This window comes from Vibrio jasicida 090810c, from assembly GCF_002887615.1.
GTDB lineage: Bacteria > Pseudomonadota > Gammaproteobacteria > Enterobacterales > Vibrionaceae > Vibrio > Vibrio jasicida.
In genome coordinates, this window is sequence record NZ_CP025792.1 from 2,118,028 (window position 1) to 2,142,161 (window position 24,134).

Here is a 24,134-nt window from a genome sequence, read left to right on the forward strand (position 1 = left end):
ATTACTTATCCTTTGTAGTCGTCGAAGTTGATGTCATCGAAATCCGCTAGTAGGTCATCGTCGTTGCGAGTGCCTTTAGCAGCAGGAGCGGTGAAGTCTTCCTCTTCTTCCGGCTCAAGTAGACCAAGTTGGTCCATCAGTTTTTCGATGCGATCTAGCTTCTCATCTACGAACTTCTGTAGACCTGTGCCTAGGTTCTCACCCGCTTCAATGCGATCCAACAACACGTTCAATTGCGCATCGTTTTCTAGCATCTCTAGCTCTTGCTCAGCCGATAGGCGACGCTCTTGTTTTGTCATCTTCTTCGCTGGCTCAACGATCAGAGGAATTTTCTTCTTACTACCTAAACGTGGATCACGATTTTGGGCAGCCGATTGCTTCTTCTGTTCATTCACTTCTGAGTTACGGTTACCTGTCTTCAAGCCTTTACGCTTTTTAGCGCGCTTGCGTAGACGGCCTTCAACGTCAGATTCTGTGCGGTTACGAGTGACAACAAACTCAGGTGCGCCTGCTGCACCTGGCTTTCTAGATTTTTTACTACGGCTCATTACTGGGCTTTCCTCAGTAAAATTACATCATTACCAATAAATTCGAGTTCGAGCTTATCCCGCTCAGCTAGGAACTGGAACGTTTCACGGCTAAAGAACACCACGTGAGTAGGATCGTTCTTATAATGCCATGATTGAAAGGCTTCTACATCGATGACCATTTTCGTCATCAGGCCTATCCAGCCACCTGGCTTAACTAAATTCAACCATTGCTTCCACACCACATCGGGGTGGTAGAGGTGTTCGATCACCTCTGTTGCTGTCATGAAGTCATACTGCTTTTCTAACACCGATGTATTAGGGTGATAGTAAAGATCATACAACGCCATGTTGTGCCCCGCTTCTTCTAACATTAATGAAAGCGTAGGGCCTGGACCACAACCAAAGTCGATTCCGTTCGATTGTGGTAAAATTCGCTCTGCGATTGGGTCAGCAATTCGCGACAAAAAATGTCGATATCCCATATCTTCAGGATTGTTCTCATGCAGATCATAGTGAGCTTTTTCAGTTTTCGCATCCAAACGTTGGTCTGGATTGACGAATACCAAACTGCACTGTTCACACTGAAGATACTCGCGTCGCTTATCTTCAAAAAAGTGGTGAGTGCGCTGATTCTGGCATAAAGGACAGGTATGCATGCTGACTTCCTCAAACAGGGATGCGAAACATACCAGAAAGTGGACACAGATTGGAGTGTTGCTGGATACTTTTTCAGCAGTTTTTGTTAAAAAACTTTGATTGGCAAAAATGAATATAAAAAAAGCGACAGTGAGACTGTCGCTTTCTGAATGCCACCAATAAGTGGCGAAACTGTGTTGCACACATCTGGTGCACCAAGAATCCTTTTGTTTTTCAAGCTTTCCCTGCCAAAAAGTGTTGTTCTTCATCTTCCTGATGAGTTTTGGCTATCCTTTCACTTCCTGTTTACTGAGCTACTTCCTGAAGCCTGATCCGTTTCGCTGTCTTAACCGTTAGACTAGATGACCATCCATATCTGATAGGCTCCTTGCCTATCTAAGTCCCTTTTCCGACTACCAAACGTCCTTCGCTTGCGTCCTTGGAGACCTTATATCCATGGTCTAAATTCCTGAGGTTCACTCCTTGTGAACACCGTCTACTTTACGGGTTTCGTAAAAACCAACAAGTCACCAAAAGCAATTAATGACACTAATTTTTTGCCATAAATAAATAACCCACTTTATCAATAACTTAAAAGTTATAGAGAGAAATCGCATCGATCACGTATGGCAAATGTCTCACAAGGCTTCAAGCTATCTATCACTTTTATGTTTAACATTGAATAAGATCGAGATCACACAAAGCCACAAACAAAAATGCCCCAACCAATAGTTGGGGCATTCCTGTATAACTTTGCTCGAACGCGGTGTAGGGGCTTAGTGCAGACCGCCAACGTATTTCGACAGAACTTCGATGTCTTCGTCTGTCATTTTCTTTGCGATGTCACGCATCATGGCATTCATATCGTTACCACGAGCACCATCACGGAACTTCTCTAACTGAGCTTTGATGTAGTCAGCTTGCTGACCAGAAATTTTAGGGAAACCTGAAAGCTCAGTGCCGTTACCACGAGGACCGTGACACGCGATACATGCGGTTAGACCACGCACTGCATCACCAGCGGTGTAAAGTACCTTACCTTGCTCGACCACATTTTCAGGGGTTGAGCTCTCTGCAATAGGTAAAGAGGCATAGTAAGCAGATAGATCCGCGATGTCTTCATCACTTAGTGGCATAGCCATACCACTCATTACAGGATCGTAACGACCTTGTTTACCACCACTAGTCATACCTAGTTTTAGATCTTTTAATTGCTTCTCAAGATACTTAGCGTGTTGGCCTGCAAGATTCGGGTACATTGCTAGTGCACTGTTACCATCTGCTCCGTGACAGGCGACACAGGTTTGTGATTTTGCTTTACCAGCTTCAATATTACCTTGGGCCCATACTGAGCAACTGGCTAAAAGACTCAAAATTAGCGCTAATTTCTTCATGACATTCCATTATAATTATCAAGCTTCCAGTACCACGGAATGTGAACATACCGCATACACTCATGGTACAATAGGCGACCTTATGCCGAGCACGGTTATTTTACACAATTTCACAAAAAAGTAATCAATCGACTACACAAAGTCGAGATGGAGTTAACAGTGAGCGTAAAAATTCATTACCAAAACACGCATTTCATCACCAGCGCACCCGATATTCGTCACTTACCGGAGGACGAAGGTGTCGAAATTGCGTTTGCAGGACGCTCAAACGCTGGTAAATCGAGTGCACTGAATCGCCTGACTAACCAAAAAAGTCTAGCGAAGACATCAAAGACCCCAGGTCGTACTCAATTGATCAACCTTTTCAAAGTACAAGAAGGTTGTCATATCGTCGATTTGCCAGGATACGGCTTCGCTCAAGTACCGGTTGAGATGAAGAACAAATGGCAAAAGTCATTAGGTGAATACCTACAGAAACGTGAGTGTCTAAAAGGTCTCGTGGTTCTAATGGACATTCGTCACCCAATGAAAGATCTCGACCAGCAAATGATTTTCTGGGCAATCGACAGCCGCATCCCTGTGCAAGTACTGCTGACTAAAGCTGACAAGCTAAAAAGCGGCGCTCGTAAACAGGTACTACTGAAAATTCGCAAACAAGCAGAGACGTTTGGTGGCGATGTATCGGTTGATGTGTTCTCTTCATTGAAAGGTCTGGGAGTTGATCAGCTTCGTGCCAAACTGGACGTTTGGTTTGCACCGGCAATCGCACACCTTCTTGAAGAAGACGAACAAGATGACGCTCAAGAGAGCAACGAAGAATAATTAACAAAATTTGTTAAATTTTTTCGACACAGCCCTGCCTTTTGGTGGGGCTTTTGCTTATCTGGGGGCAAGAAAGGTGAATTTCAGGCAATAAAAATCCCCACCTTCCTGGCAGGGATAACGGGAGAGAAAAATTGGTAATTATTGTTATGAGGCGAAGCATTACTGAACTGAGATTCGATTTCAATAGGTTAAAAAGCAATCTTATCTTATACCTCAAACCAAACACCCTCACCCACACGACACAATAGCCCTATTATTCATATAGTTAAGTTAAGCAGAACATCAAAAAGACGTAACTTAGTTTCTTTCGAGAAAAAATAATAGTGTGACTGGCGTAAATTTACAGCATGAATAACGCAATAAATTGGAGTGAAAAAGCTAGATTTGACAGTAACTTAGAGAGGTCTAAAGAAGTGCATTTTTGTGGACTATTTTAACTTATTGATCAAAAAGAAAAATTTTCTTTCGCCCAATAAAAAACGCCCCAGTCAAAAACTGACTGGGGCGGCTGAATCAGCCTAATCCAATAACGTGAAACAAAAGGTCTGAAAGATAGAACATCTTACCTCTGTACCCTACGAGAGATAATGTACAACAATTGGTCAGATTTGCAAAGAATTTTTGTAATTTTTTTTCATGAAAGTTTTATTAAGCAACAATAATTCTCACAATTGAATTGCTTTTTTATTAGCACAAAAAAGCCAGCGTTTGTGCGCTGGCTCATGTTTAATTAGTAAAATTGATTTAAAAGTGACTAGTGTGCTTGGTCCCAGTTATCACCGTGACCTGCTTCTGCCACTAGAGGCACTTTCAGTTCTGCTGCAGATTCCATCAAATTCTGTACTTTATTTTCAATTTCGGACAAAGAAGACTCTTCAACTTCAAAAACCAATTCATCGTGCACTTGCATGAGAAGTTTCACTCGACCATTACCTTCTTGCTGAATCCACTCATCCACTAATAACATCGCTTTCTTGATGATATCCGCAGCGGTACCCTGCATCGGCGCGTTAATCGCGGCACGCTCAGCAGCTTTACGACGCATACCGTTACGAGATTGAATTTCTGGAAGATGCAGACGACGACCAAAAATCGTCTCTACGTAACCTTGTGCAGAAGCAGTACTACGCGTGTCTTCCATGTACTGCATTACACCAGGGTAACGTTCGAAGTACTTGTCCATGTAAGCCTGCGCTTCACCACGCGGAATACCGAGCTGTTTTGCTAAGCCAAATGCGCTCATGCCGTAAATCAAACCAAAGTTAACCGCTTTTGCACGACGACGCTGTTCACTTGAGACTTGATCGATAGAAACACCCATGATTTCTGCCGCCGTTGCTGCATGGATATCTTTACCATCACGGAACGCATCAAGCAGCGCTTGGTCACCTGACAGGTGCGCCATAATACGCAATTCAATTTGAGAGTAGTCGACTGCCAAGATCTTATATCCCGTCGGTGCAATAAATGCCTGACGAATACGACGACCTTCTTCGTTACGAATTGGAATGTTCTGCAAGTTAGGATCGGTTGAAGATAGACGTCCCGTTGCAGTAACCGCTTGGTGGTAAGAAGTATGCACACGGCCCGTTGATGGGTTAATCATCTTCGGTAATTTGTCGGTGTACGTTGATTTTAACTTCGCCAGACCACGGTATTCCAAAATCAGTTTTGGTAGTGGGTAATCCAGAGCCAGTTCTTGCAGCACTTCTTCATTAGTAGAAGGCGTCCCTGATGGTGTCTTCTTGATGACTGGCAGACCCATTTTCTCAAACAGAAGTGCTTGCAACTGCTTCGGTGAGTTCATGTTGAACTCTTGCTCTGCAATCTCATAGGCTTTCTGCTCAAGCTCATCCAGACGTGCGGCGATCTCTACCGACTGCGCACTAAGCTTCATGTCATCAATCAGTACACCTGTGCGTTCAATGCGAGACAGCACTGGTACAAGTGGCATTTCGATTTCTTCGTATACGGTTTTTAGCTTCTCATCTTGCTCGATGTTGGCAAACAAACGGTTATGTAGACGAAGTGTCACGTCCGCATCTTCCGCTGCGTATGGTGAAGCTTCATCCAGATCGATTTGGTTGAAGGTCAGTTGATTCTTACCTTTACCTGCGATTTGCTCGAATGAAATGCAGCTGTGTTGTAGAAAGCGCAGTGCCAAGCTGTCCATATCGTGTTTGCCACCTACGCTGTTGTAAACGTAAGACGCTAACATAGTGTCGTGCTTGATACCTTTCATCTCAATGCCGTAGCGAGCTAGCACAGATGCGTCGTATTTTAAGTTTTGGCCAACTTTCGATTGAGCTTCATCTTCAAGAATTGGCTTAAGCTGTTCGAGTACCCAATCACGATCAAGTTGCTGAGGCGCATCTAGATAGTCATGGGCCACTGGTACATAAGCCGCAATGCCTTCATCGGTCGCAAATGATAGACCTACTAGGTTTGCCACCATGTAATCTAGGCTGTCGGTTTCGGTATCAAACGCAAATAACTCAGACGCTTTTAGTTTGTCTAACCAAGCATTAAATGAAGCTTCATCCAGGATGGTTTCGTATTGGCTACGGTCGATTTTTACTGCTGAGGTGTCCATATCTGCTTTAGATGAAGCAGAACCACCACGCACTGCGCCAGTTGATTCATCCGCTTCTACGACACCTGTGCCGCCTTCTAATAACTCATTCAACCAAGACTTGAACGTCAACTGACCGTACAGTTTGATCAGCTCATCTGTGCTTGGCTCTGCTTTTAGCAATGATTCTGGCGTCTCTTCCAGCTCCACATCCAACTTGATGGTTGCCAACTCATAAGACATCATCGCATCGTCTTTGTTGTCCACAAGCTTCTTCGCCATGGTTTTGGAACCACGGAAACCAAGCGCAGCAATATCGTCGAGGTTTTCATACAGCTTAGTTAGACCGCCGATCCCCTGCAGAAGTGCAGTTGCAGTTTTATCACCAACACCCGGAACGCCGGGGATGTTGTCGACTTTATCGCCCATCAACGCTAGGTAATCGATGATCAGCTCTGGTGGAATACCAAACTTCTCAATCACCCCTTCACGATCCATCACGACGTTAGTCATGGTATTGATCAAGGTGACGTTATCATCGACAAGCTGGGCCATGTCTTTATCGCCTGTACTGATCAAAACCGGCATGCCCTGTTGTGATGCTTGATAAGCCAAAGTTCCGATAACATCATCAGCTTCTACGCCAGGAATACAGATCAGTGGCAGACCCATTGCACGAATGACGTTATGCAGTGGCTCAATTTGGCAACGAAGATCATCCGGCATTGGTGGACGGTTCGCTTTGTATTCTGGGTACATATCGTCTCGGAAGGTTTTACCCTTCGCATCGAAAACCACCGCAATGCGATCCGAAGCAAACTGACGCATCATACTGCGTAACATGTTCACCACACCGTAAACTGCGTTAGTTGGAATTTCACCGTTACTCATCGTGCCTGGGTAAGCGTGAAAAGCGCGATATAGATAAGAAGAACCGTCGATCAGAATCAACGGATTTTCAGGAATACTTGCCATAATTGTCTGTATCCAAATCAGTACTTAATAGATCTGCTTAGAATGCCATGACTGCTGATCCGAATCTATCTTGTTCGCTCGATCAAGTTCGCGGAAATTTTCCGATGTTATTCACGAAAAACACCTCTCACTGTGGATAACTCTGTTTATAGAAATTATCCACTGGTTATCCCATGGAAATAAAGACAGAAAAAAACAAATATAAGCCATTGTTTTAGTGGTGATTTTTTTAAAACAAAAGACAAGATCAACGATCCTGAAATGATCATGACATGTGGAAAAGTTGCCGATAGAGGCGTCAATTAGAAATCACAGAAAAGAAAAAAGCGACCCAATTGGGTCGCCTAGCAGAAGTGGTAAAGCTATTTCCATTTGTATGGCTGCTTAACCAAGAAGCTATAAATTACACTGGAAGCAATGTGAGCAATGTCGTGTCAAAAAGAATTAGTGCAAGTTCTGGGGAAAATGTTTCATTACCTTCTCAACACTCGGTTAATTAGCAATTCAACGTCCTTGTGAACTTTCCTCATTCCCTAAGACAGGTTTAATAATAATGATTCTCATTTAACAGTCAATACCTAAATGAGAAAAAATCTCATTTATTTTTTATAGCGCCTTAATGAAGTGCACTCTAGACTCACGTAAGTTCGGTTTTTCTTCAAACTTTTCAATAATGTATTCATTTCTTAGCAACAAGCGAAGCATGGCAGGGAATTGGTTACGAGATTTCACTTTTAAAGTTTTGTACCCCTGCTCTACTACCCATTCCTCTTGCGCTTCTAATAACATTTGCGCCACGCCTTCATTGCGCGCTTCTGGTGCTACGCCACCAAACCAACTGTAGAAGGTATATTCATCTAACTCGTAGCCGATTTTAAAACCTAGGATCGTCCCTGCTTTCTCAGCCACTAGGATTAAACTTTTTTTATCTCCTAGGCGCTCAGCCATGGATTCAACCGTCTCACCATGTGCAAACTCAGTAACACGAGCTACCACTTGGATCGCCTCTTCCAGCGTGCCTTCACGAATCAGCATTGTCATTGTCTTACTCTCCAGAAATAAATATACCCAAGTAACTTCAAGCCGTGTGTATTCCGTCTTGAGGTTACTTGGGTATATTCAGACCGACAACAATTGTCGGTCTGGCTTTTCTCATTGAGCGATAATTACTCGTCTGTCGCTTCTTGCGCTTTGACTAGGTGCTCTACAGGTTGTGCGTTTTCTTCCGCTAGCCACTCTGCTACATCTTTCGCGAAGTAAGTCAGGATGCCATCTGCGCCTGCACGTTTGAAGCAAAGTAGCGATTCCATCACTGTCTCGCGCTCTTTCAGCCAACCATTCATGATGGCTGCTTTATGCATCGCGTACTCACCCGAAACTTGGTAAGCGAACGTTGGAACTTGAAGCTCAGTCTTAACACGGCGAACCACATCAAGGTAAGGCATGCCTGGCTTAACCATCACCATGTCAGCGCCTTCATTGATATCAAGAGCCACTTCATGTAGCGCTTCATCTGTATTCGCAGGGTCCATTTGGTAGTTTTTCTTGTTGCCGCCCTTTAGGTTCGCTGATGAACCAACGGCATCACGGAATGGACCGTAGTAGTTTGATGCGTATTTCGCAGAGTAAGCCATAATTTGAGTATGGATGTGACTCGCTTCTTCTAGTGCTTCACGGATTTTGCCGATACGACCATCCATCATGTCTGATGGTGCAACCACGTCAGCGCCTGCTTCTGCGTGAGAAAGCGCTTGTTTTACGAGAACTTCGGTTGTCTCATCATTCATCACGTAGCCATCTTCATCGATGATGCCGTCTTGGCCGTGAGTAGTGAACGGGTCGAGTGCCACATCTGTGATCACACCGATTTGAGGCACGTGCTCTTTTAATGCACGTACTGCGCGCTGAACTAAACCTTCAGGGTTGTAAGCTTCAGCAGCACATAAGCTTTTAGCGTCTTGGTTTACGACAGGGAAAAGCGCGATTGCTGGTACGCCTAGGTTTGCTAGGTATTGTGCTTCTTCTAGCATTAAATCAATCGACAAACGTTCTACACCCGGCATCGATTCAACACTTTCACGACGATCTTTGCCCATCAAAATGAACATTGGGTAAATCAGATCGTTTACTGAAACTTGGTTTTCAGCCATCAGACGACGACTAAAATCGTGCTTACGCATACGACGCATACGGCGTGCAGGGAATGGACCTTGAATTGATACAGACACCACTTTCTCCTTGTCTGGAAGGTTACGATGATCAAATCATCTGGTGGCAAAATCATATCACTCTTGATGCACCTTGCGAGCAGCAATATGGAAAAACGGCATGAAAAAAACCGAAAATGACCCAGCACTCACACTCAAGTATACTTCTCACTAATTCCATACACCGATGAACCATAGAGACCAACCATGATCGATACTCACGCTCATATTTACGCTAGCGAATTTGATAACGACCGCGACGAGGTGGTGAAACGTGCTTTAGAACAAGGCATTGATAGAATTCTGCTACCAAACATCGATCTTGAATCTATTGAGCCGATGCTAAAAACCGAGGCGGCTTATCCTGAGGTTTGTCGCTCAATGATGGGTCTGCATCCATGTTATGTAGATGGCAATATTGAGCAAACACTAGAAATCATTCGTGGTTGGTTTGAAAAGCACAACTTCATTGCAGTGGGTGAAATCGGTATCGACCTGTACTGGGATAAAACCTTCCGCGCGGAACAAGAAATGGCGTTTGTGACTCAGTTAAACTGGGCAAAAGAGATGGATTTGCCTGTCGTTATCCACACACGTGACTCGATTGAAGAAACGCTGACCTTACTGCGTCAAGAACAAGACGGCCGCTTGCGTGGCGTATTCCACTGTTTCGGTGGCAGCGTAGAAGAAGCGCAAGCGATCAATGAGCTAGGATTCCACTTAGGTCTAGGTGGTGTCTCTACGTTTAAAAACGGCGGCATGGATAAAGTTATCCCGCATCTGGACATGAATTGGGTGATTCTAGAGACAGACTGTCCTTACCTTGCACCTGTACCACATCGTGGTAAACGCAACGAGCCAGCTTATACTTCTCTAGTGGCGGCGCGCGTGGCCGAACTGCGTGGGGAAAGCCTTGAAGCTATCGACACCCGAACGACCAAAAACGCAGAAGCGCTGTTTAACCTCAAATAGCCTCAGGGTTATAGGCCTCACATTCAGTCACCTTACTCTATTTCTATAGCACCGGCTGATAAATTCAAAAATCCGTGCTATTGAGACAGAGCCATTAAGATTCCTAATATTGCTCATACACTTATTGAGTTGGGCAATTTATGGAACAGTGCAAACACAATATTTACCTACAGCGCCACAGACGAACTTTTTGGCAAAAACTGATCGGAATTAAAGAAGTCTACGTCTGTTCACGATGTGGATATATGCTCAGAGTTAAATAATTTCTTCTCTACTTGTCACACTTTTTATCCCGACTTCAAAGCGAACAACTTGGACGAAAACGTTATGAACCTCCGTCAGACTTTGAGCTCGTATGGGATCTTTACGTATAGTATAGAAAAATCATATATTTGAGATGGATAACTATATTATTCACATCATTGCAGTATGGAAATAATTTCACATAAAATGCCCGTCGGCTTATAAAATCAAAATAGATGGGACTCATAATGTGTAATCATGGAGTTTACTTGCAACGTCAGCAGCGCAGTTGGATTCAAAAACTAATCGGCATTAAAGAAGTTTATGTCTGTTCTAAATGCGGTTATGTCCTTAAGCTGAGATAATTGGCTCAGTCCAATCCAACCGCAATAAGGTGGCTCTTCATGGGTCGCCTTTCCCGCTTTCAACCATTACAAGTCGTTACACAGTCAAACTCACTTCACCTAATAACCTTTAAACTCGTTTCAAACGTGCACCATACTTCCATCTCAGATAATTAGAACTTTATTCCGTTAAATGTGACTGTATTGATTTGGTAGATAACCTACTTAATCACATACAGAAGCTTTATTTAACAATGGAACTAACATCACATAAAGTCCCCCAAATAAACAACCAATAAAAATAGGGATATGTATGTGCAAACATGGGGGTTACTTACAGCGTCGTCAGCGCAGGCTTTGGGAGAAATTAGTGGGGATTAAAGAGGTGTATGTTTGCTCACGATGTGGGTACATCAAGCGTGTGAGATAGTTTGGCTAGGTTTAGAAAACGAAAAAGCGGCTTAAAAAAGCCGCTTTTCTCTATTGAGAAGGAGAGATTACTCTTCTGCTTCCGCCTCTTCCGTTTCATCTTTGCGAGTGTAGAAACGTGCGAAGAACAAGCCTACCTCAAACAGCAAACACATTGGGATTGCTAAAAGGGTTTGCGAGATCATATCCGGCGGCGTCAATAGCATGCCGACAATAAACGCACACACAATAATGTATGGACGCTTCTCTTTCAGATCTTGTGGTGTCGTTGCGCCTGTCCAACATAACAAGATAATCGCGACTGGTACTTCAAACGCAATACCAAACGCCATAAACAGCGCTAGTACAAAATCGAGGTAGCTCGAAATGTCGGTTGCAAACTCTACTCCACCCAATGAGATAGCAGTAAAGAAGCCAAACACCAACGGAAATACCACGAAGTACGCGAACGCCACACCGCAGTAAAACAGCAACGAGCTTGAGAACAACAATGGCATGATCAAACGACGTTCATGCTTGTACAACCCGGGCGCCACAAATGCCCAAACTTGGTACAAAATAAACGGCACCGCGACAAACACCGATGCGATAAGCGTTAGCTTCAGCGGTGTAAAGAAGGGTGAAGCCACATCGGTTGCGATCATCGTCGCGCCTTCAGGTAAACGCTCTACCAAAGGTGCAGAAACAAATTCATAAATGTGGTTGGAGAAATAAATTAGCCCTACAAACACGACCAATACTGCGGCAATTGCTTTTAGCAGTCGATTGCGAAGTTCTAATAGATGACTAATTAAAGGTTGTGTCTGCTCGACGGTAGACATGGCAAACCTCTTTTTAAAAACCAGATCAAAAAGGAGCTACCAATGTCTAGTAGCTCCTCCTAATGAGACTATTCGGCTTTCTTATCTGCCGCTGTAACCTTAATCTCTTCCGCTTTCTCAACGGTTTCAGTCGCTTTTGCAGCTTCTTGCGGCTCTGCGTCTGATTTGGTTGGTTCCGCGTAAGGGCGGTTTACAGATTGCGCGGCTTTCTTCAGCTCTTCAACAGAAGACTTTAGCTCAGGAGACAGATCATCCATCCCCATTTGCTCAGCTTTACGCAAGTTTTCTTGCAGTTCTTGGACTTTTAGCTCGTGTGACAATTCGTCTTTGACGCTATTTGCCATACTCTTCGCTGCTCCGACAAAACGAGAGACACTGCGGATGGCATGTGGCAAACGCTCGGGACCAAGAACAACCAGACCAACAACAGATATTAATACCAGTTCCCAAAAACCGATATCAAACACGTTTTACGCCTGCTCTTTGTCTTTTTTCGTTTCAGGAGCAGCTTCTTTCTTTTGCTGCTCTTCTAAACTTTTTGGCTCGAAGTCTGCGTCTTTGTCTTCTTTCTTCGCAGAATCATCTTCGCTCATCGCTTTCTTGAAGCCCTTAACGGCACCACCCAGATCGCCACCGATACCGCGCAGTTTCTTAGTTCCGAATAGCAATACAACAATTACAGCAATGATTAAAAGTTGCCAAACACTGATACCACCCATTCTTTTTACCTCGGGTCTTTAAACAAAATTATTTCAAGAGTTTAACGTCTATCGACGATAAGCTCGCCAACTAAGCAGCCAAAATGTGACACCTGCGATACCGCTGGCCATCGATAGCTGCTCATAAGCGTTATCCACCAATATTGCCGAGCATACGACTAAAGTGGCTCCAACACCAAATAAAAACTTTCCTGTCGCCTGCTGACGCTTGCTGTGACGGTAACCTTGATAAAGCTGATCCATGCGTTGATTCATGGCTTTACCTTGTTTAAGGCTATCGTAAAGCAGCTCCGGCAGTTCCGGTAACTTCTCTGCCCAAAACGGCGCACGGTCTTTAATGGCATTCACTAAAGCTTGCGGACCGACTTGGTTCATCATCCATTCTTCAAGGAAAGGTTTCGCGGTCTCCCACAAATCTAGTTGCGGGTACAACTGGCGACCCAGTCCTTCGACGTACAACAGCGTTTTTTGTAGCAATACAAGCTGCGGCTGCACTTCCATATTGAATCGACGCGCAGTGTTGAACAGATTCAACAGTACGTGACCGAAAGAGATTTCACACAGTGGTTTAGCAAAGATTGGTTCACACACGATGCGAATCGCAAATTCAAATTCATCGACATTGGTATCGGCAGGTACCCACCCCGAATCAACGTGCAATTCCGCTACGCGGCGGTAATCACGATTGAAGAAAGCGAGGAAGTTTTCCGCCAGATAGCGTTTGTCTTCAGTGTTAAGTGTACCAACGATCCCGCAATCCAGCCCAATCCACATCGGATTATCTGGATGCTCCGGTTTAACAAACACGTTGCCCGGGTGCATGTCGGCATGGAAAAAGCTGTCTCGGAACACCTGAGTGAAGAATACACTCACGCCGCGTTCCGCGAGCAATTTCATATTGGTGCCATTCGCTTCCAAGCCTTCAATATCAGAGACTTGGATGCCATATATTCGCTCAGAAACCATGACAGTTTCATTACTAAAGTCAGGAAAAACTTCTGGTACGTAAAGCTCTTCACTGCCTTCGAAGTTGCGACGCAGTTGAATCGCGTTCGCCGCTTCACGACGCAAATCGAGTTCATCAAGTAAGGTTTTTTCGTACTCGCGAACCACTTCAACTGGTTTCAAACGACGTGCTTCAGGCATCGCTCCGGCGACTATACGCGCCATTCGGTGCATCAGTTTTAGATCTGAATCAATGACCGGACGAATATCTGGACGGATGACCTTTAATACCACTTCTTGGTTAGTGTCTTTTAATCGCGCGGTATGCACCTGAGCAATCGACGCAGACGCTAACGGTTTGATATCAAATTCAGTAAACCAGTTATCTAATGGACCGCCCAGAGCGAGTTCCATTTGTTCTTTCGCTAACTGCCCATCAAATGGCGCAACTTGGTCTTGCAAAAGCGCAAGAGGATCAGCGATATGTGGAGGGAAAAGGTCACGGCGGGTCGACATCATCTGACCAAACTTAATCCAAACCGGACCTAGTTCTTGCAGAGCGAGACGAAGACGCTCACCTAACGGTTTCTCTGGGTGCTTGTTCTTAATCCAGAATAAGCTTTTGCGCATCAAAAGCGGCGCTTTGGTCAGTTGATGATCAGGCAACAACTCATCCAAGCCGTATTCTAGCTGAACTTTAATGATTTGATATAAGCGCTTTATTTCTGCTGGCGTCATGAGTTCTCCAGCGCAGGCTTATCCGAGTCGAACTTATTTAGTAGTACGTTTAGGCGCGCTTCGACACGAGAAGCTTGACTGCGAACGTCATCCACTTGGTCACAGAAGTGGGCGATTTCCAGCGGTGCTGGCGCCAATTTCCATTCTTCTGTTACCACTTGAGCAAGGTGGCGTTGGTGTTTTTCCGCTTGAGAAGCAAAGAAACCGCCGACGTTTTTGGTGCCTTGCACAAAGGTATGTGCCACGACATCCCCCGTCACTCGAGACAGCCACTCTTCAATATCTGGCTTGCAATCGACCATCAATTGAGAGAATTTCTGTGCAAGTTGGATGTCACCTTCAAGCTCAAGTTTGTCTTGCTTGATAAGGCGAGTGATGTTGGCTTGATCGCGCAGCTCAGGAAGTACGCTTAGATTCAGCGACAGATAACAATCTGGCTGACCTTCGTAATTGCCCAAAACATCGATTTGCTGGCTGAAGATGAACGTCAGCGTCTTATTGATTTCTTTGAGGTGAATTTGAATCACCTGACCTTTAAGACGTGACAAACGACGATCCAATTCAGGATCGTCTTTAATCAGCGTATTTAGTGTCGTTTCAATAACGGCAGTGATAAGAGGTTCAAATGGCATACCGCTTATCCTTAGAATTTGTAGCCGCGGTGCAGCGCCACAATACCACCCGTTAGGTTGTAGTATTTGGTGTTTTCGAAGCCCGCTTCTTTCATCATGCCTTCCAGTGTTTCTTGGTCTGGGTGCATACGGATAGATTCTGCTAGGTAACGGTAGCTGTCTGCGTCATTTGCCACTAGCTCACCCATTTTTGGCAATAGGTGGAACGAGTACGCGTCGTACACTTTTGATAGTGGGTCTAGGATTGGTTTTGAGAACTCAAGTACCAACAAACGACCACCTGGCTTCAATACGCGGAACATAGAGCGCAGCGCTTTGTCTTTATCGGTGACGTTACGTAGACAGAAGCTGATAGTGATCACGTCAAAGTAATCGTCTGGGAACGGCAGTTCTTCTGCGTTCGCTTGAACGTAATGCACGTTACCCACAATGCCGTTATCACGCAGTTTGTCACGACCGACATTCAGCATTGAGTTGTTGATGTCCGCTAGGATCACGTGACCTTGGTCGCCAACAATGCGTGAGAATTTCGCTGTTAAATCGCCTGTACCACCACCTAGATCGAGAACGCGTTGTCCCGGACGAGCGCCACTGCAATCAATAGTAAAACGCTTCCAAAGGCGGTGAACACCACCTGACATCAAGTCATTCATGATGTCGTATTTTGCTGCCACTGAGTGGAAAACTTCGGCAACTTTGGTCACTTTTTCGTCTTTTGCCACTGTGGTAAAACCAAAGTGGGTAGTGTCGTTATCTAACGCTGTATTTGATTGCACACTTGTGTCCGTCATTCTGATTCCTCTTGGGCAGCACTTTTTCACTTCGGGGCGGTTGATAACAAATAGGGTCGCCCACTGTACTGCGGGCGATTAGTTTACTTTATCCTCAGCCGGATGTCTTTCTACTAAATAAGCATTTTCCGAAAATGACTCTGTCTGCGCCAACTGAGCAAGATCTGGCGAGATTGGACGTTTTACTTCCACTCCTAGTTGCTTAAAGCTTTCCGCTTGACGGATCACGTTGCCTCGCCCTGTTGCTAGCTTATTCATTGCGCCTTGGTACGTTTGGTTAGCTTTGTCTAGTGCACCGCCCAGCCCTTCCATATCATCAACAAACAAACGCAGTTTGTCGTACAATTTTGCCGCTCGTTCAGCGATCAACTGAGCGTTTTCATTTTGGCGTTCGTTACGCCACAAGTTATCTATCGTACGTAGCGCCACCAGCAAAGTGGTAGGGCTGACCAAAATAATGTTTTGCTCCATCGCGTCTTTGACCAAGCTCGGGTCAGCTTGTATCGCCACTTGAAATGCAGGTTCCACCGGAATAAACATCAGTACGTAGTCTAGGCTCTGAATGCCTTTTAGCTGATGGTAATCTTTAAGGCTCAAGCCTTTGATGTGCGCGCGCAGCGCGGCTAGGTGATCGCTCAGCGCCTGATCTCGTTGAATGTCGTTCTCTGCGTTGAAGTAGCGCTCGTACGCCACCAGCGCCATTTTCGAATCAACCACCACTTGTTTGTTTTGCGGTAAGTGAACTATCACATCCGGCTGATAGCGTTTGCCTGCTTCGTTTTGCAAGCTCACCTGAGTTTGGTACTCGTGCCCTTCACGCAAACCAGATTCTGCCAATACACGAGCCAGAACCACTTCACCCCAGTTGCCTTGCTGCTTGTTGTCACCTTTCAAAGCTTGAGTCAGATTGACCGCTTCTCGGGTCATATGCTCATTCAAACGTTGCAGGTTCTTCAACTCATGCACCAAGGTGTGACGCTCTTTGGCTTCTTGGCTAAAGCTGTCGTTGACTTGTTTCTTGAACCCTTCCAGTTGCTCTTTGAGTGGAGACAGCAAACCTTCCAAACTCTGACGGTTTTGCATGTCGACTTTGGCGGTTTTCTCTTCAAACAACTGATTCGCTAGGTGTTCAAATTGCTGCTTCAAACGCACTTCTGCTTGCTCAAGAATTTGCAGTTTTTCAGCATTGGTTTGGTTGATTTGTTCGTGTCGCGCTTGCTGCTCACCAAGCTGGGTTTCAAGACGCGATTTGTGTTCACGCATCTGTCCTAGCTCATCAAAATACTGCTGACGCTCTTGCTTCACCGCTTCGAAATAGCGCAGCTTTTCCATCGCGGCCATCAATTTACCGTGAGTTTGGCGCACTTCGAATGCTGCTTTGTCGCGCTCGTCATCAAGCTCATCCAATTCTTGCTGTGCTTCGGCAAGGCTTTGCTTCACCTGTTCAAGTTGTTGTTGATGAAGCTGTTTTTCAGAGGAGAGCTGTTGTTCGAGCAATTGAGTTTGCGTGGCAAAGCGTTGTTTAACCCACCAACCCACTGCAACACCGCTGATGGTCGCGGTAAAAAGAGAAGACAAAATGAGAGATTGATGCTCAAGAATCCATTGCATAATAGCGAGTTAGCCTGTGTTTTTTATCTTTAATAATGGTATTTACATACTGGATAAATGTCCAGTTTGTTGGATGAAAAATCCTCGCATACACTAGGCGCTCCGTACAACATACTCACGCAAGCTCAAATCAATAGCGATGAGCGGTACATCATCACACAGAGGCATCATGAACGAGCGTCGCGCCCTAGGATTTGGGCTATCAGCGGTATTACTTTGGTCAACAGTAGCGACCGCATTTAAATTGACTTTGGCGGAATTCACACCGATTCAGATGCTTACCATAGCGAGTATTGTTTCGGCTATCGCACTTATCACTGTGTGTGGTGCACAGGGCAAGCTCAACCAACTGGGTAACACATTTTTATCTAACCCTTGGTATTACCTATTGCTTGGTTTGATTAACCCACTGGCTTATTACCTGATCTTATTCAAAGCTTATGACTTGCTACCTGCGTCTCAAGCACAAGCAATTAACTACAGTTGGGCAATCACCCTTACCTTAATGGCGGCGGTTTTCTTGGGTCAGAAAATCCGAGGTAAAGACTGGATCGCTTGTGGTTTTAGTTACCTCGGCGTGATTGTGATTGCGACTAAAGGTAATGTGTTAGGAATGGATTTTGAAAGCCCACTGGGTGTTGGCTTGGCATTACTTTCGACCCTGCTTTGGGCAAGCTACTGGATTCTTAATACCAAAAACAAAGCCGACCCTGTGGTAGGTGTCTTACTTGGCTTCTTGGTTGCGATTCCATTTGCGATTGGTTTAAGTATTTATGAAGGCGCGAATTGGGGCCAAATCACAGCCAAAGGCTGGGCAGCAGTGACTTATGTCGGCTTGTTTGAAATGGGCATCACCTTTGTATTGTGGTTATCCGCACTCAAACTGACCGAAAATACCGCGCGTATCAGCAACCTAATTTTCGCTTCACCATTTATCTCTTTAATGCTGCTTGCCACCATCATTGGCGAAGACATTCATCCATCCACTTTGATTGGCTTGGTATTGATCATCAGCGGCTTAGTCATTCAGCAAGTGAAGTTTGGCAGAAAGCAAAAAAAAGCGAATACCGCCCAGTAGCCACATCCGAAACCATTGCAAAAATGAGACGGGATTTATAAAAAAGAGAGCTAGCTAACAGTTTACTCGATTAATGAAGTGTTCCTTGCTTGGATTTGTTCGGGCTTTGGATACGATATAGCCAAAGCCCGATATGAACGTCTAATCAGATGTTAACAACACAAATCCAAGGGCGCTCAGGATGCTTTATTAACTATGTTTCGCTTCGCTATCTCTCCTGCATTGATGACAGACTGGAAACTCGCTCTGCAACAGTGCTGTGATGCCACTAAGGCGCACGGTCAGCTCTATAAATTTAGCTACACTCATCAATGGCGATTGAGTGAAGTCGCCACATCACCGCAGCACCACCGCGAAATTGTAGCGATTTTAGATATCGCGACCGACCGATTCCAACCTGCTCACTTCGATGCTGAACAAGTTTCCTTTGAGTCACAAACATTAAGCTACTGCCCTGTTTGGTTGCCCAACGGAAAATTGTTTGCAGCTCTGGCTTTGGTTCATCCAAACCAACAGAAGCAAACGGTGGCGGCTTGGTTAAGCGCCATCGCTGGACGAATTAGCTTTGACATAAGCCAAACCTACCTTAAAGAACAACAGCGCCATCAAGTTCAATTGCCAGAATCGCTGCCGACCCTGCAAGAGTTCATCGATTGTTTAGAAGATCATACGTGGATAAAGAGTACCGACGGTCGCTATGCCATGACCAATCGCAGCGTGGAAAACTCATGGCAAATGACCGGCAGCGACATTGTTGGTAAGAATGACTTTGAATTGTTCAGCAGCAAACGAGCTAAGAAGTTCATCGACACCGACCAATTAGTGATCGCGACTGGCAGCCAAAACACCGTTGAAGAATGCACCCTGATAGATGACAACAACAACCCCACCTGGCTTGAAACCATCAAATCGCCGATCCGAGATCACAGTGGTGAATTAATTGGTATTTTGGGGATGACAAGAAACGTCACACGCCGAAAAATGGTCGAAACTCAGCTCTCACTCGCATCGAAAATCTTCGACAACTCCCATGAAGGAATGGTGATTACTGATCGCAAAGCGAACATCCTCGATGTAAACAGTGCCTTTACTCATATTACAGGCTATGCAGCCGAAGAAGTGATTGGTAAGAACCCTAATATTCTGCGGTCAGGGCATCATGATGGAGCCTTTTACAAGACACTTTGGCACCAGTTGGAAACCAAAGGCCAATGGAAAGGCGAATTCATCAACCGCAAAAAAGATGGCAGCATTTACCCGCAATTAGCCACTATCAGTGCGGTGATGGACGATAAAAATCATCTGATAAACTACATCTGCGTGTTCGAAGACATCTCAGTACGTAAAGCGCACGAAGAAAAGCTGCAACGCATGGCATTTTATGACCCACTAACAAACCTTCCCAACCGAACACATCTGATTAGCCTTCTCGAGCAACACATTGAAAGTGGACAAAAGCACGACCACGCCTTTGCAACGTTATTCCTCGACATTGACCATTTCAAACACATCAACGACAGCATGGGGCACTTCTGTGGTGATCAATTACTAACGAAACTCGCAGAACGCTTTCAAGAAGTCCTACATTTACGCGCGCACATTGCACGAATAGGCGGTGATGAGTTTGTCATCATATTGCCGAATATCGACTCTGAATCACAACTTATCGACACCATTGAAGACATTCTTAGCTTATTCAATCGACCTTTTGAAGTCAGTAAAAACGAAGCGTTACGCATCTCCACCAGCGTTGGCGTAGCACGTTACCCGCAAGATGGCCAAGACAGCGAAACCTTGTTGAAGAATGCAGACACCGCTATGTACTTGGCGAAGAAAAACGGTCGAAATGGCTACGCATTTTACTCTCCAGACTTAACAGATAAGTCGGTCACTCATGTCAGAATGCAATCGGCCTTGCATGAAGCCATCGAGAAAAACCAACTGCATTTGGCATACCAACCGCAGTACAACCTTAGTGAGAACGAGTTGGTTGGCGTCGAAGCATTACTGCGCTGGCAGCACCCAGAGCTTGGGGTTATTTCTCCGGCAGACTTCATTCCAATTGCAGAAAAAACAGGCCTTATTCAAAGCATTGGGAAATGGGTACTTGAACAAGCATGTTTACAAGGGCGAGCTTGGCTAGATAGCGGCATTGATTTTGGTAAGCTCGCGGTTAACGTATCGGCACTCCAACTTCAGCAATCCGATTTTATTACTAAGCTGGGCGTCATTCTTAAAGAGACAAAATTCCCAGCTCATCGTTTAGAGTTAGAAATCACCGAAAGCTTCTTATTAATAGATCCACAACAAGCGATCGCATCACTTAACTTACTACGCGAGTTAGGTATTGAGATTTCTTTGGATGACTTTGGTACTGGTTATTCGTCATTGTCGTACTTGAAAGGCTTACCAATCAATAAGCTGAAAATCGACCGTTCTTTTGTTAGCGATCTACCAAGCAACACCGACAGCAACGCGATTGTGAATGCCATCATCGCCATGGGCCAAACCCTATCACTTAAGGTAGTCGCGGAAGGCATCGAAACCGACGAACAAGCACAATACCTATATGAGCACGGCTGTATCTACGGGCAAGGCTTCCGTTTTAGCGCCCCAGTTCGCGCCGAGAAGTTGTTCAAATAAAAAGACCGAGCACTGACTCGGTCTTTCACTTTCTCCACAAATGGTTACTTCCCAGAACAACGCGCCCATTTTTAGTTATACAAAAATTTTTTACTTACCTGCATCCAATCGACTGTTTCTCTCGTCTCTTATCCGCTTGTTTCCATTAATGGTTAGGAGAAAACATGAAATATCACATAATCGCGGCAGGATTGACCGCTCTGCTCACTAGTACTTCAACACTTGCGTCACCACTGCTCGACCCAAGCATTATCCATAAACCAAACGATGGAGAAATCAATGTCTATGGCCCAGGAGGCCCCGACACCGCTCTTCGTCATGCCGCAGAAGCTTTCAGTAAAAAAAGTAAGGTGACGGTAAACGTGATCGCTGGGCCTGAATCAAAGTGGACGAAAGATGCACAAAAAAATGCTGACTTAATCTTTGGATCCGCTGAACAATCCATGAGCGCTTTTGTTGAAACCTACCCCTTTATTACCGATCAAGATGTAGAGCCAGTGTACTTACGCCGTGCAGTGATTGCGGTCCCAAAGGGGAACCCAAAAAATATCAACGGGATTAGAGACCTACTCGAAAAACCAGCACGAATAGTCGTGACTGAAGGTTTAGGGGTTTACAACACTTCCGGTACAGGCGTTTGGGAAGACGTCGCAGGGCGCACAGGTTCACTGGCTGACGTACAGAACTTTCGCAAAAAAATCATTGCTTACGCCAAAGGCAGCGGAGCAAGTTTCAAAGCTTTTCAACAGCAAAAGGCTGATGCGTGGATCACTTGGATTCACTGGCCACTCAACCATGCCGATAAAGTCGACTATGTAGAAATTGAGCCAGAAAGACGTATCTACCGAGATCTCACCCTAGCAAAGGCAAAAGGTGCAGATCCACAAACTCAAGCTTTCATTGATTTCGTTAACAGCAGTGAGGGAGAAACCTTTTTCACTCGCGAAGGTTGGACTCGTTAATAAGGAAAATGACCGTGAAAAAACTATTATTTTCGGCATTACTGGTCACCTCAACTAGTTTTGCTGCGCCAACAACAACTACGTCAGTTGGAGAGGTATACACCGATGCCTCAGGCAAATCACTTTATACCTTTAGCAAAGATCCAGTTGGAAAATCTGTATGTACTGACCAATGTGAGAAGTTATGGCCGCCTGTTCTTGTAACCGCACAATCCAGCAAGCACTTCGGTACGCAAGCAGACTTCAGCCAAATAACAAGAGAAGACGGCAACAAACAATGGGCTTTGAACGGAAAACCACTTTATCGCTGGCTTAAAGACTCTCAGAAAGGAGAGATCACAGGTGCGGGCATCAAAGGCGTTTGGCCGCTAGCCCGAGCGGATGATGTCACCATCAGACTGTTCAATGATGGTAAGCAACGTTATCTGGTCGATAGCCATAATAAGACTCTTTATACCTTTGATAAAGACAAGCCAAACCAATCCGTTTGCTACGATGATTGCGCCTCCAAGTGGCCACCTGCTCTTGTGGATACAGAGGTAACTCAAAAGGGGATAGAAAATCTAAAACTGACGGGGGGATTTGGTGTGACTCAGCGCAACGACGACTCATATCAATGGACATATCACAACAAACCACTTTATCGTTGGATAAAAGACCAAAAGCCCGGCGACACTAGCGGCAATGGCGTAAAACAAGTCTGGCACATTGTAGAACAATAATGAGGAAAGCGTGAACACCGATAAACATAAGATAGGTTTACTGCTTTCCCAAGTAGCGCTTCGAGATCAAGCTGCGTTCGAAGCGCTATACCAGTTGACCAGTACCCGGCTTTTCAACGTTATCCTCGGCGTCGTTAAAGACGAACACGTTGCAGCAGATATACTCCAAGAGGGGTTTGTAAAGCTCTGGCACAACAACCAGCAATATCCAGTAAATCACCCTTGGGCTTGGTTATGCCAAAGTATGAGAAACCTCGCTATAGATGAAATTAGAAAGCGGAACAATCGAGGGGAAGAACAACTGGTAAAGCCACCAGAAGAGGTCGCGCTTGAAGTAACATCTGACTCAGGAACCAACTTATCATATTGCCTAAACTCGCTCGCTGAAGAAAAAAGGAATGCGATTATCTTGGCCTATCAGCACGGGATGAGTCATCAAGAGATCGTCCACCATGTGAGCACTCCACTTGGTACAGTGAAATCGTGGATTCGCCGAGGTTTACAGGAGCTAAAACGATGCCTAACCAATTAAAAAACGCACGTTATCAAAATCAAGAGCTAAGAGATAAACTTGCCGGCGAATACGTTCTGGGAACATTAACGCCACTCGTACGAAAGAGATTGGAAACGCTCATGCGATCAGATCCCACTTGGTGGGAACACATCGACCTTTGGCATCAGCATTTGTCTAACTTAAACCCAGCAGTCAACATGGCACATTCTGAAGGCAACTTGAAACCTCCGCCACGCCAAGTATGGAAAAACATCGCATCCCAAACAATCAAACCACCGAAGCAGACTCAAACTATGCGTTGGTGGTGGATCCCTATTAGCATGGCTTTTTCTCTGCTCATAGGGTTGTCGCTACAACCTTTTGTATCACCAACCTCGCAACCAACAGAAATCGCACAGGTGCGCCCTATTAGTTACTTAGCCATGATGTCTTCTGAGAGCCAAAAAGACCATTTTGCTTTGGTCGCCTATCAAGGAGAAAAGCCCGGGCAATCAAGCATCCGCATGCAGCGAAATCGTGCGATGGCGAAAGTACCTATGGATAGAGCAATGGTGTGGATGAGAGATGGAAATACCGGTGAGCTCAAACTCATTGATAGCCTAGAAAATGTAAATAACGTCCGCTATATGTCGCCAACTGAGTGGCAAACGCTTAAAAACAGTTCTGAACTGCTAGTGACCGCTAATCGCGACCCAAACAGTGAGATTTTATATCGAGGCCGTTGTGTAGAACTAAGCAACCCGCCAACAAGCAAAGCATCATGAGCCCTTAGGTTTCGGCAAAGTCTAATGTGGTATTGAACAACAGCGATGGTCTTCATTATGAGCCCAT

General features: G+C 45.1%; 22 protein-coding genes. 8 read left to right on the forward strand and 14 right to left on the reverse strand.

Translation table 11 applies throughout. From position 1 onward, the window contains the following. Window positions 1–5 precede the first annotated feature (5 nt). From yihI to C1S73_RS10010, 3 genes are all read right to left on the reverse strand, one after another. Complete coding sequence (gene yihI / locus C1S73_RS09995) at window positions 6–548, reverse strand: Der GTPase-activating protein YihI (RefSeq protein ID WP_038870017.1); 543 nt, start codon at window positions 546–548, stop codon at window positions 6–8. Next, window positions 548–1,186, reverse strand: a complete 639-nt coding sequence (locus tag C1S73_RS10000) for a class I SAM-dependent methyltransferase (protein ID WP_038870124.1) — start codon at window positions 1,184–1,186, stop codon at window positions 548–550. Before C1S73_RS10000 ends, yihI begins: the two co-directional genes overlap by 1 nt. Window positions 1,187–1,942: 756 nt before the next feature. Further along, window positions 1,943–2,560 carry a c-type cytochrome gene (locus tag C1S73_RS10010; protein WP_038870016.1) on the reverse strand — a complete coding sequence of 206 codons (618 nt, stop codon included), beginning with the start codon at window positions 2,558–2,560 and terminating at the stop codon, window positions 1,943–1,945. Between the two features lie 159 nt (window positions 2,561–2,719). Here C1S73_RS10010 and yihA point away from each other — a divergent pair, with 159 nt between their 5' ends. Further along, window positions 2,720–3,382 (forward strand): ribosome biogenesis GTP-binding protein YihA/YsxC, encoded by a 663-nt coding sequence (gene yihA / locus C1S73_RS10015; protein WP_038870014.1) that lies wholly within the window; start codon window positions 2,720–2,722, stop codon window positions 3,380–3,382. 516 nt (window positions 3,383–3,898) lie between these two features. Here yihA and spfP read toward each other — a convergent pair. The 4 genes from spfP to hemB form a co-directional block, all read right to left on the reverse strand. Next, window positions 3,899–3,946, reverse strand: a complete 48-nt coding sequence (gene spfP / locus C1S73_RS28325; protein ID WP_438356636.1) for a small protein SpfP — start codon at window positions 3,944–3,946, stop codon at window positions 3,899–3,901. Between the two features lie 193 nt (window positions 3,947–4,139). After that, window positions 4,140–6,932 (reverse strand): DNA polymerase I, encoded by a 2,793-nt coding sequence (gene polA / locus C1S73_RS10025; RefSeq protein ID WP_038870012.1) that lies wholly within the window; start codon window positions 6,930–6,932, stop codon window positions 4,140–4,142. Window positions 6,933–7,538: 606 nt separating this feature from the next. Then, window positions 7,539–7,973, reverse strand: coding sequence for a GNAT family N-acetyltransferase (locus tag C1S73_RS10035; RefSeq protein WP_038870010.1), 435 nt, complete (start codon window positions 7,971–7,973; stop codon window positions 7,539–7,541). Window positions 7,974–8,098: 125 nt separating this feature from the next. Then, window positions 8,099–9,160: a porphobilinogen synthase gene (gene hemB / locus C1S73_RS10040; protein ID WP_038870008.1), complete on the reverse strand. Its 1,062-nt coding sequence runs from the start codon at window positions 9,158–9,160 to the stop codon at window positions 8,099–8,101. A 186-nt stretch (window positions 9,161–9,346) separates the two neighbouring features. Between hemB and C1S73_RS10045 the strand changes: the two genes are divergently transcribed. Further along, on the forward strand, window positions 9,347–10,111 hold the full coding sequence (locus tag C1S73_RS10045; RefSeq protein WP_038870006.1) for a TatD family hydrolase: 765 nt from the start codon (window positions 9,347–9,349) through the stop codon (window positions 10,109–10,111). Between the two features lie 1,084 nt (window positions 10,112–11,195). Here the strand turns inward: C1S73_RS10045 and tatC are convergent. From tatC to rmuC, 7 genes are all read right to left on the reverse strand, one after another. Beyond that, the gene (gene tatC, locus C1S73_RS10050) at window positions 11,196–11,948 is read right to left on the reverse strand and encodes a twin-arginine translocase subunit TatC (protein WP_038870004.1); all 753 of its coding nucleotides are present in this window, start codon (window positions 11,946–11,948) and stop codon (window positions 11,196–11,198) included. A gap of 68 nt (window positions 11,949–12,016) precedes the next feature. After that, window positions 12,017–12,415 carry a Sec-independent protein translocase protein TatB gene (tatB, locus tag C1S73_RS10055; protein WP_038870003.1) on the reverse strand — a complete coding sequence of 133 codons (399 nt, stop codon included), beginning with the start codon at window positions 12,413–12,415 and terminating at the stop codon, window positions 12,017–12,019. 3 nt (window positions 12,416–12,418) lie between these two features. Continuing rightward, a complete protein-coding gene (tatA, locus tag C1S73_RS10060; RefSeq protein WP_038870001.1) occupies window positions 12,419–12,667 on the reverse strand; it encodes a Sec-independent protein translocase subunit TatA in 249 nt (82 codons plus the stop codon). Window positions 12,668–12,715: 48 nt separating this feature from the next. Continuing rightward, window positions 12,716–14,350 carry a ubiquinone biosynthesis regulatory protein kinase UbiB gene (gene ubiB, locus C1S73_RS10065; RefSeq protein ID WP_038870000.1) on the reverse strand — a complete coding sequence of 545 codons (1,635 nt, stop codon included), beginning with the start codon at window positions 14,348–14,350 and terminating at the stop codon, window positions 12,716–12,718. Next, a complete protein-coding gene (locus tag C1S73_RS10070; RefSeq protein WP_038869999.1) occupies window positions 14,347–14,982 on the reverse strand; it encodes a ubiquinone biosynthesis accessory factor UbiJ in 636 nt (211 codons plus the stop codon). The genes ubiB and C1S73_RS10070 overlap by 4 nt, the downstream gene beginning before the upstream one ends. An 11-nt stretch (window positions 14,983–14,993) precedes the next feature. Beyond that, window positions 14,994–15,773: a bifunctional demethylmenaquinone methyltransferase/2-methoxy-6-polyprenyl-1,4-benzoquinol methylase UbiE gene (gene ubiE / locus C1S73_RS10075; protein ID WP_038869997.1), complete on the reverse strand. Its 780-nt coding sequence runs from the start codon at window positions 15,771–15,773 to the stop codon at window positions 14,994–14,996. A gap of 78 nt (window positions 15,774–15,851) precedes the next feature. After that, window positions 15,852–17,384: a DNA recombination protein RmuC gene (gene rmuC, locus C1S73_RS10080; RefSeq protein ID WP_038869988.1), complete on the reverse strand. Its 1,533-nt coding sequence runs from the start codon at window positions 17,382–17,384 to the stop codon at window positions 15,852–15,854. Window positions 17,385–17,553: 169 nt separating this feature from the next. Between rmuC and C1S73_RS10085 the strand changes: the two genes are divergently transcribed. The 6 genes from C1S73_RS10085 (at window position 17,554) to C1S73_RS10110 (ending at window position 24,067) form a co-directional block, all read left to right on the forward strand. Then, on the forward strand, window positions 17,554–18,462 hold the full coding sequence (locus C1S73_RS10085; protein ID WP_038869987.1) for a DMT family transporter: 909 nt from the start codon (window positions 17,554–17,556) through the stop codon (window positions 18,460–18,462). A 195-nt stretch (window positions 18,463–18,657) separates the two neighbouring features. After that, window positions 18,658–21,105: a sensor domain-containing protein gene (locus C1S73_RS10090; protein WP_038869985.1), complete on the forward strand. Its 2,448-nt coding sequence runs from the start codon at window positions 18,658–18,660 to the stop codon at window positions 21,103–21,105. Between the two features lie 164 nt (window positions 21,106–21,269). Then, window positions 21,270–22,067 carry a substrate-binding domain-containing protein gene (locus C1S73_RS10095; protein WP_038869983.1) on the forward strand — a complete coding sequence of 266 codons (798 nt, stop codon included), beginning with the start codon at window positions 21,270–21,272 and terminating at the stop codon, window positions 22,065–22,067. Window positions 22,068–22,081: 14 nt separating this feature from the next. After that, the gene (locus C1S73_RS10100) at window positions 22,082–22,789 is read left to right on the forward strand and encodes a hypothetical protein (protein ID WP_038870122.1); all 708 of its coding nucleotides are present in this window, start codon (window positions 22,082–22,084) and stop codon (window positions 22,787–22,789) included. A gap of 10 nt (window positions 22,790–22,799) precedes the next feature. Continuing rightward, the gene (locus C1S73_RS10105) at window positions 22,800–23,321 is read left to right on the forward strand and encodes an RNA polymerase sigma factor (RefSeq protein WP_038869981.1); all 522 of its coding nucleotides are present in this window, start codon (window positions 22,800–22,802) and stop codon (window positions 23,319–23,321) included. Continuing rightward, entirely contained in the window at window positions 23,306–24,067 is a 762-nt protein-coding gene (locus C1S73_RS10110; protein WP_038869979.1) for a hypothetical protein, read from the forward strand. Before C1S73_RS10105 ends, C1S73_RS10110 begins: the two co-directional genes overlap by 16 nt. The last annotated feature ends 67 nt before the right edge of the window (window positions 24,068–24,134 follow it).

What these genes read in the sequence shown, in the direction of transcription:
- C1S73_RS10090 (WP_038869985.1), top strand. Translation starts at nt 18,658, where the DNA reads ATGTTTCGCTTCGCTATCTCTCCTGCATTGATGACAGACTGGAAACTC.
- C1S73_RS10070 (WP_038869999.1), bottom strand. Translation starts at nt 14,982, where the DNA reads ATGCCATTTGAACCTCTTATCACTGCCGTTATTGAAACGACACTAAAT.
- C1S73_RS10085 (WP_038869987.1), top strand. Translation starts at nt 17,554, where the DNA reads ATGAACGAGCGTCGCGCCCTAGGATTTGGGCTATCAGCGGTATTACTT.
- rmuC (WP_038869988.1), bottom strand. Translation starts at nt 17,384, where the DNA reads ATGCAATGGATTCTTGAGCATCAATCTCTCATTTTGTCTTCTCTTTTT.
- ubiE (WP_038869997.1), bottom strand. Translation starts at nt 15,773, where the DNA reads ATGACGGACACAAGTGTGCAATCAAATACAGCGTTAGATAACGACACT.
- polA (WP_038870012.1), bottom strand. Translation starts at nt 6,932, where the DNA reads ATGGCAAGTATTCCTGAAAATCCGTTGATTCTGATCGACGGTTCTTCT.
- ubiB (WP_038870000.1), bottom strand. Translation starts at nt 14,350, where the DNA reads ATGACGCCAGCAGAAATAAAGCGCTTATATCAAATCATTAAAGTTCAG.
- C1S73_RS10010 (WP_038870016.1), bottom strand. Translation starts at nt 2,560, where the DNA reads ATGAAGAAATTAGCGCTAATTTTGAGTCTTTTAGCCAGTTGCTCAGTA.
- C1S73_RS10000 (WP_038870124.1), bottom strand. Translation starts at nt 1,186, where the DNA reads ATGCATACCTGTCCTTTATGCCAGAATCAGCGCACTCACCACTTTTTT.
- yihI (WP_038870017.1), bottom strand. Translation starts at nt 548, where the DNA reads ATGAGCCGTAGTAAAAAATCTAGAAAGCCAGGTGCAGCAGGCGCACCT.
- tatA (WP_038870001.1), bottom strand. Translation starts at nt 12,667, where the DNA reads ATGGGTGGTATCAGTGTTTGGCAACTTTTAATCATTGCTGTAATTGTT.
- C1S73_RS10110 (WP_038869979.1), top strand. Translation starts at nt 23,306, where the DNA reads ATGCCTAACCAATTAAAAAACGCACGTTATCAAAATCAAGAGCTAAGA.
- C1S73_RS10095 (WP_038869983.1), top strand. Translation starts at nt 21,270, where the DNA reads ATGAAATATCACATAATCGCGGCAGGATTGACCGCTCTGCTCACTAGT.
- C1S73_RS10035 (WP_038870010.1), bottom strand. Translation starts at nt 7,973, where the DNA reads ATGACAATGCTGATTCGTGAAGGCACGCTGGAAGAGGCGATCCAAGTG.
- tatC (WP_038870004.1), bottom strand. Translation starts at nt 11,948, where the DNA reads ATGTCTACCGTCGAGCAGACACAACCTTTAATTAGTCATCTATTAGAA.
- C1S73_RS10045 (WP_038870006.1), top strand. Translation starts at nt 9,347, where the DNA reads ATGATCGATACTCACGCTCATATTTACGCTAGCGAATTTGATAACGAC.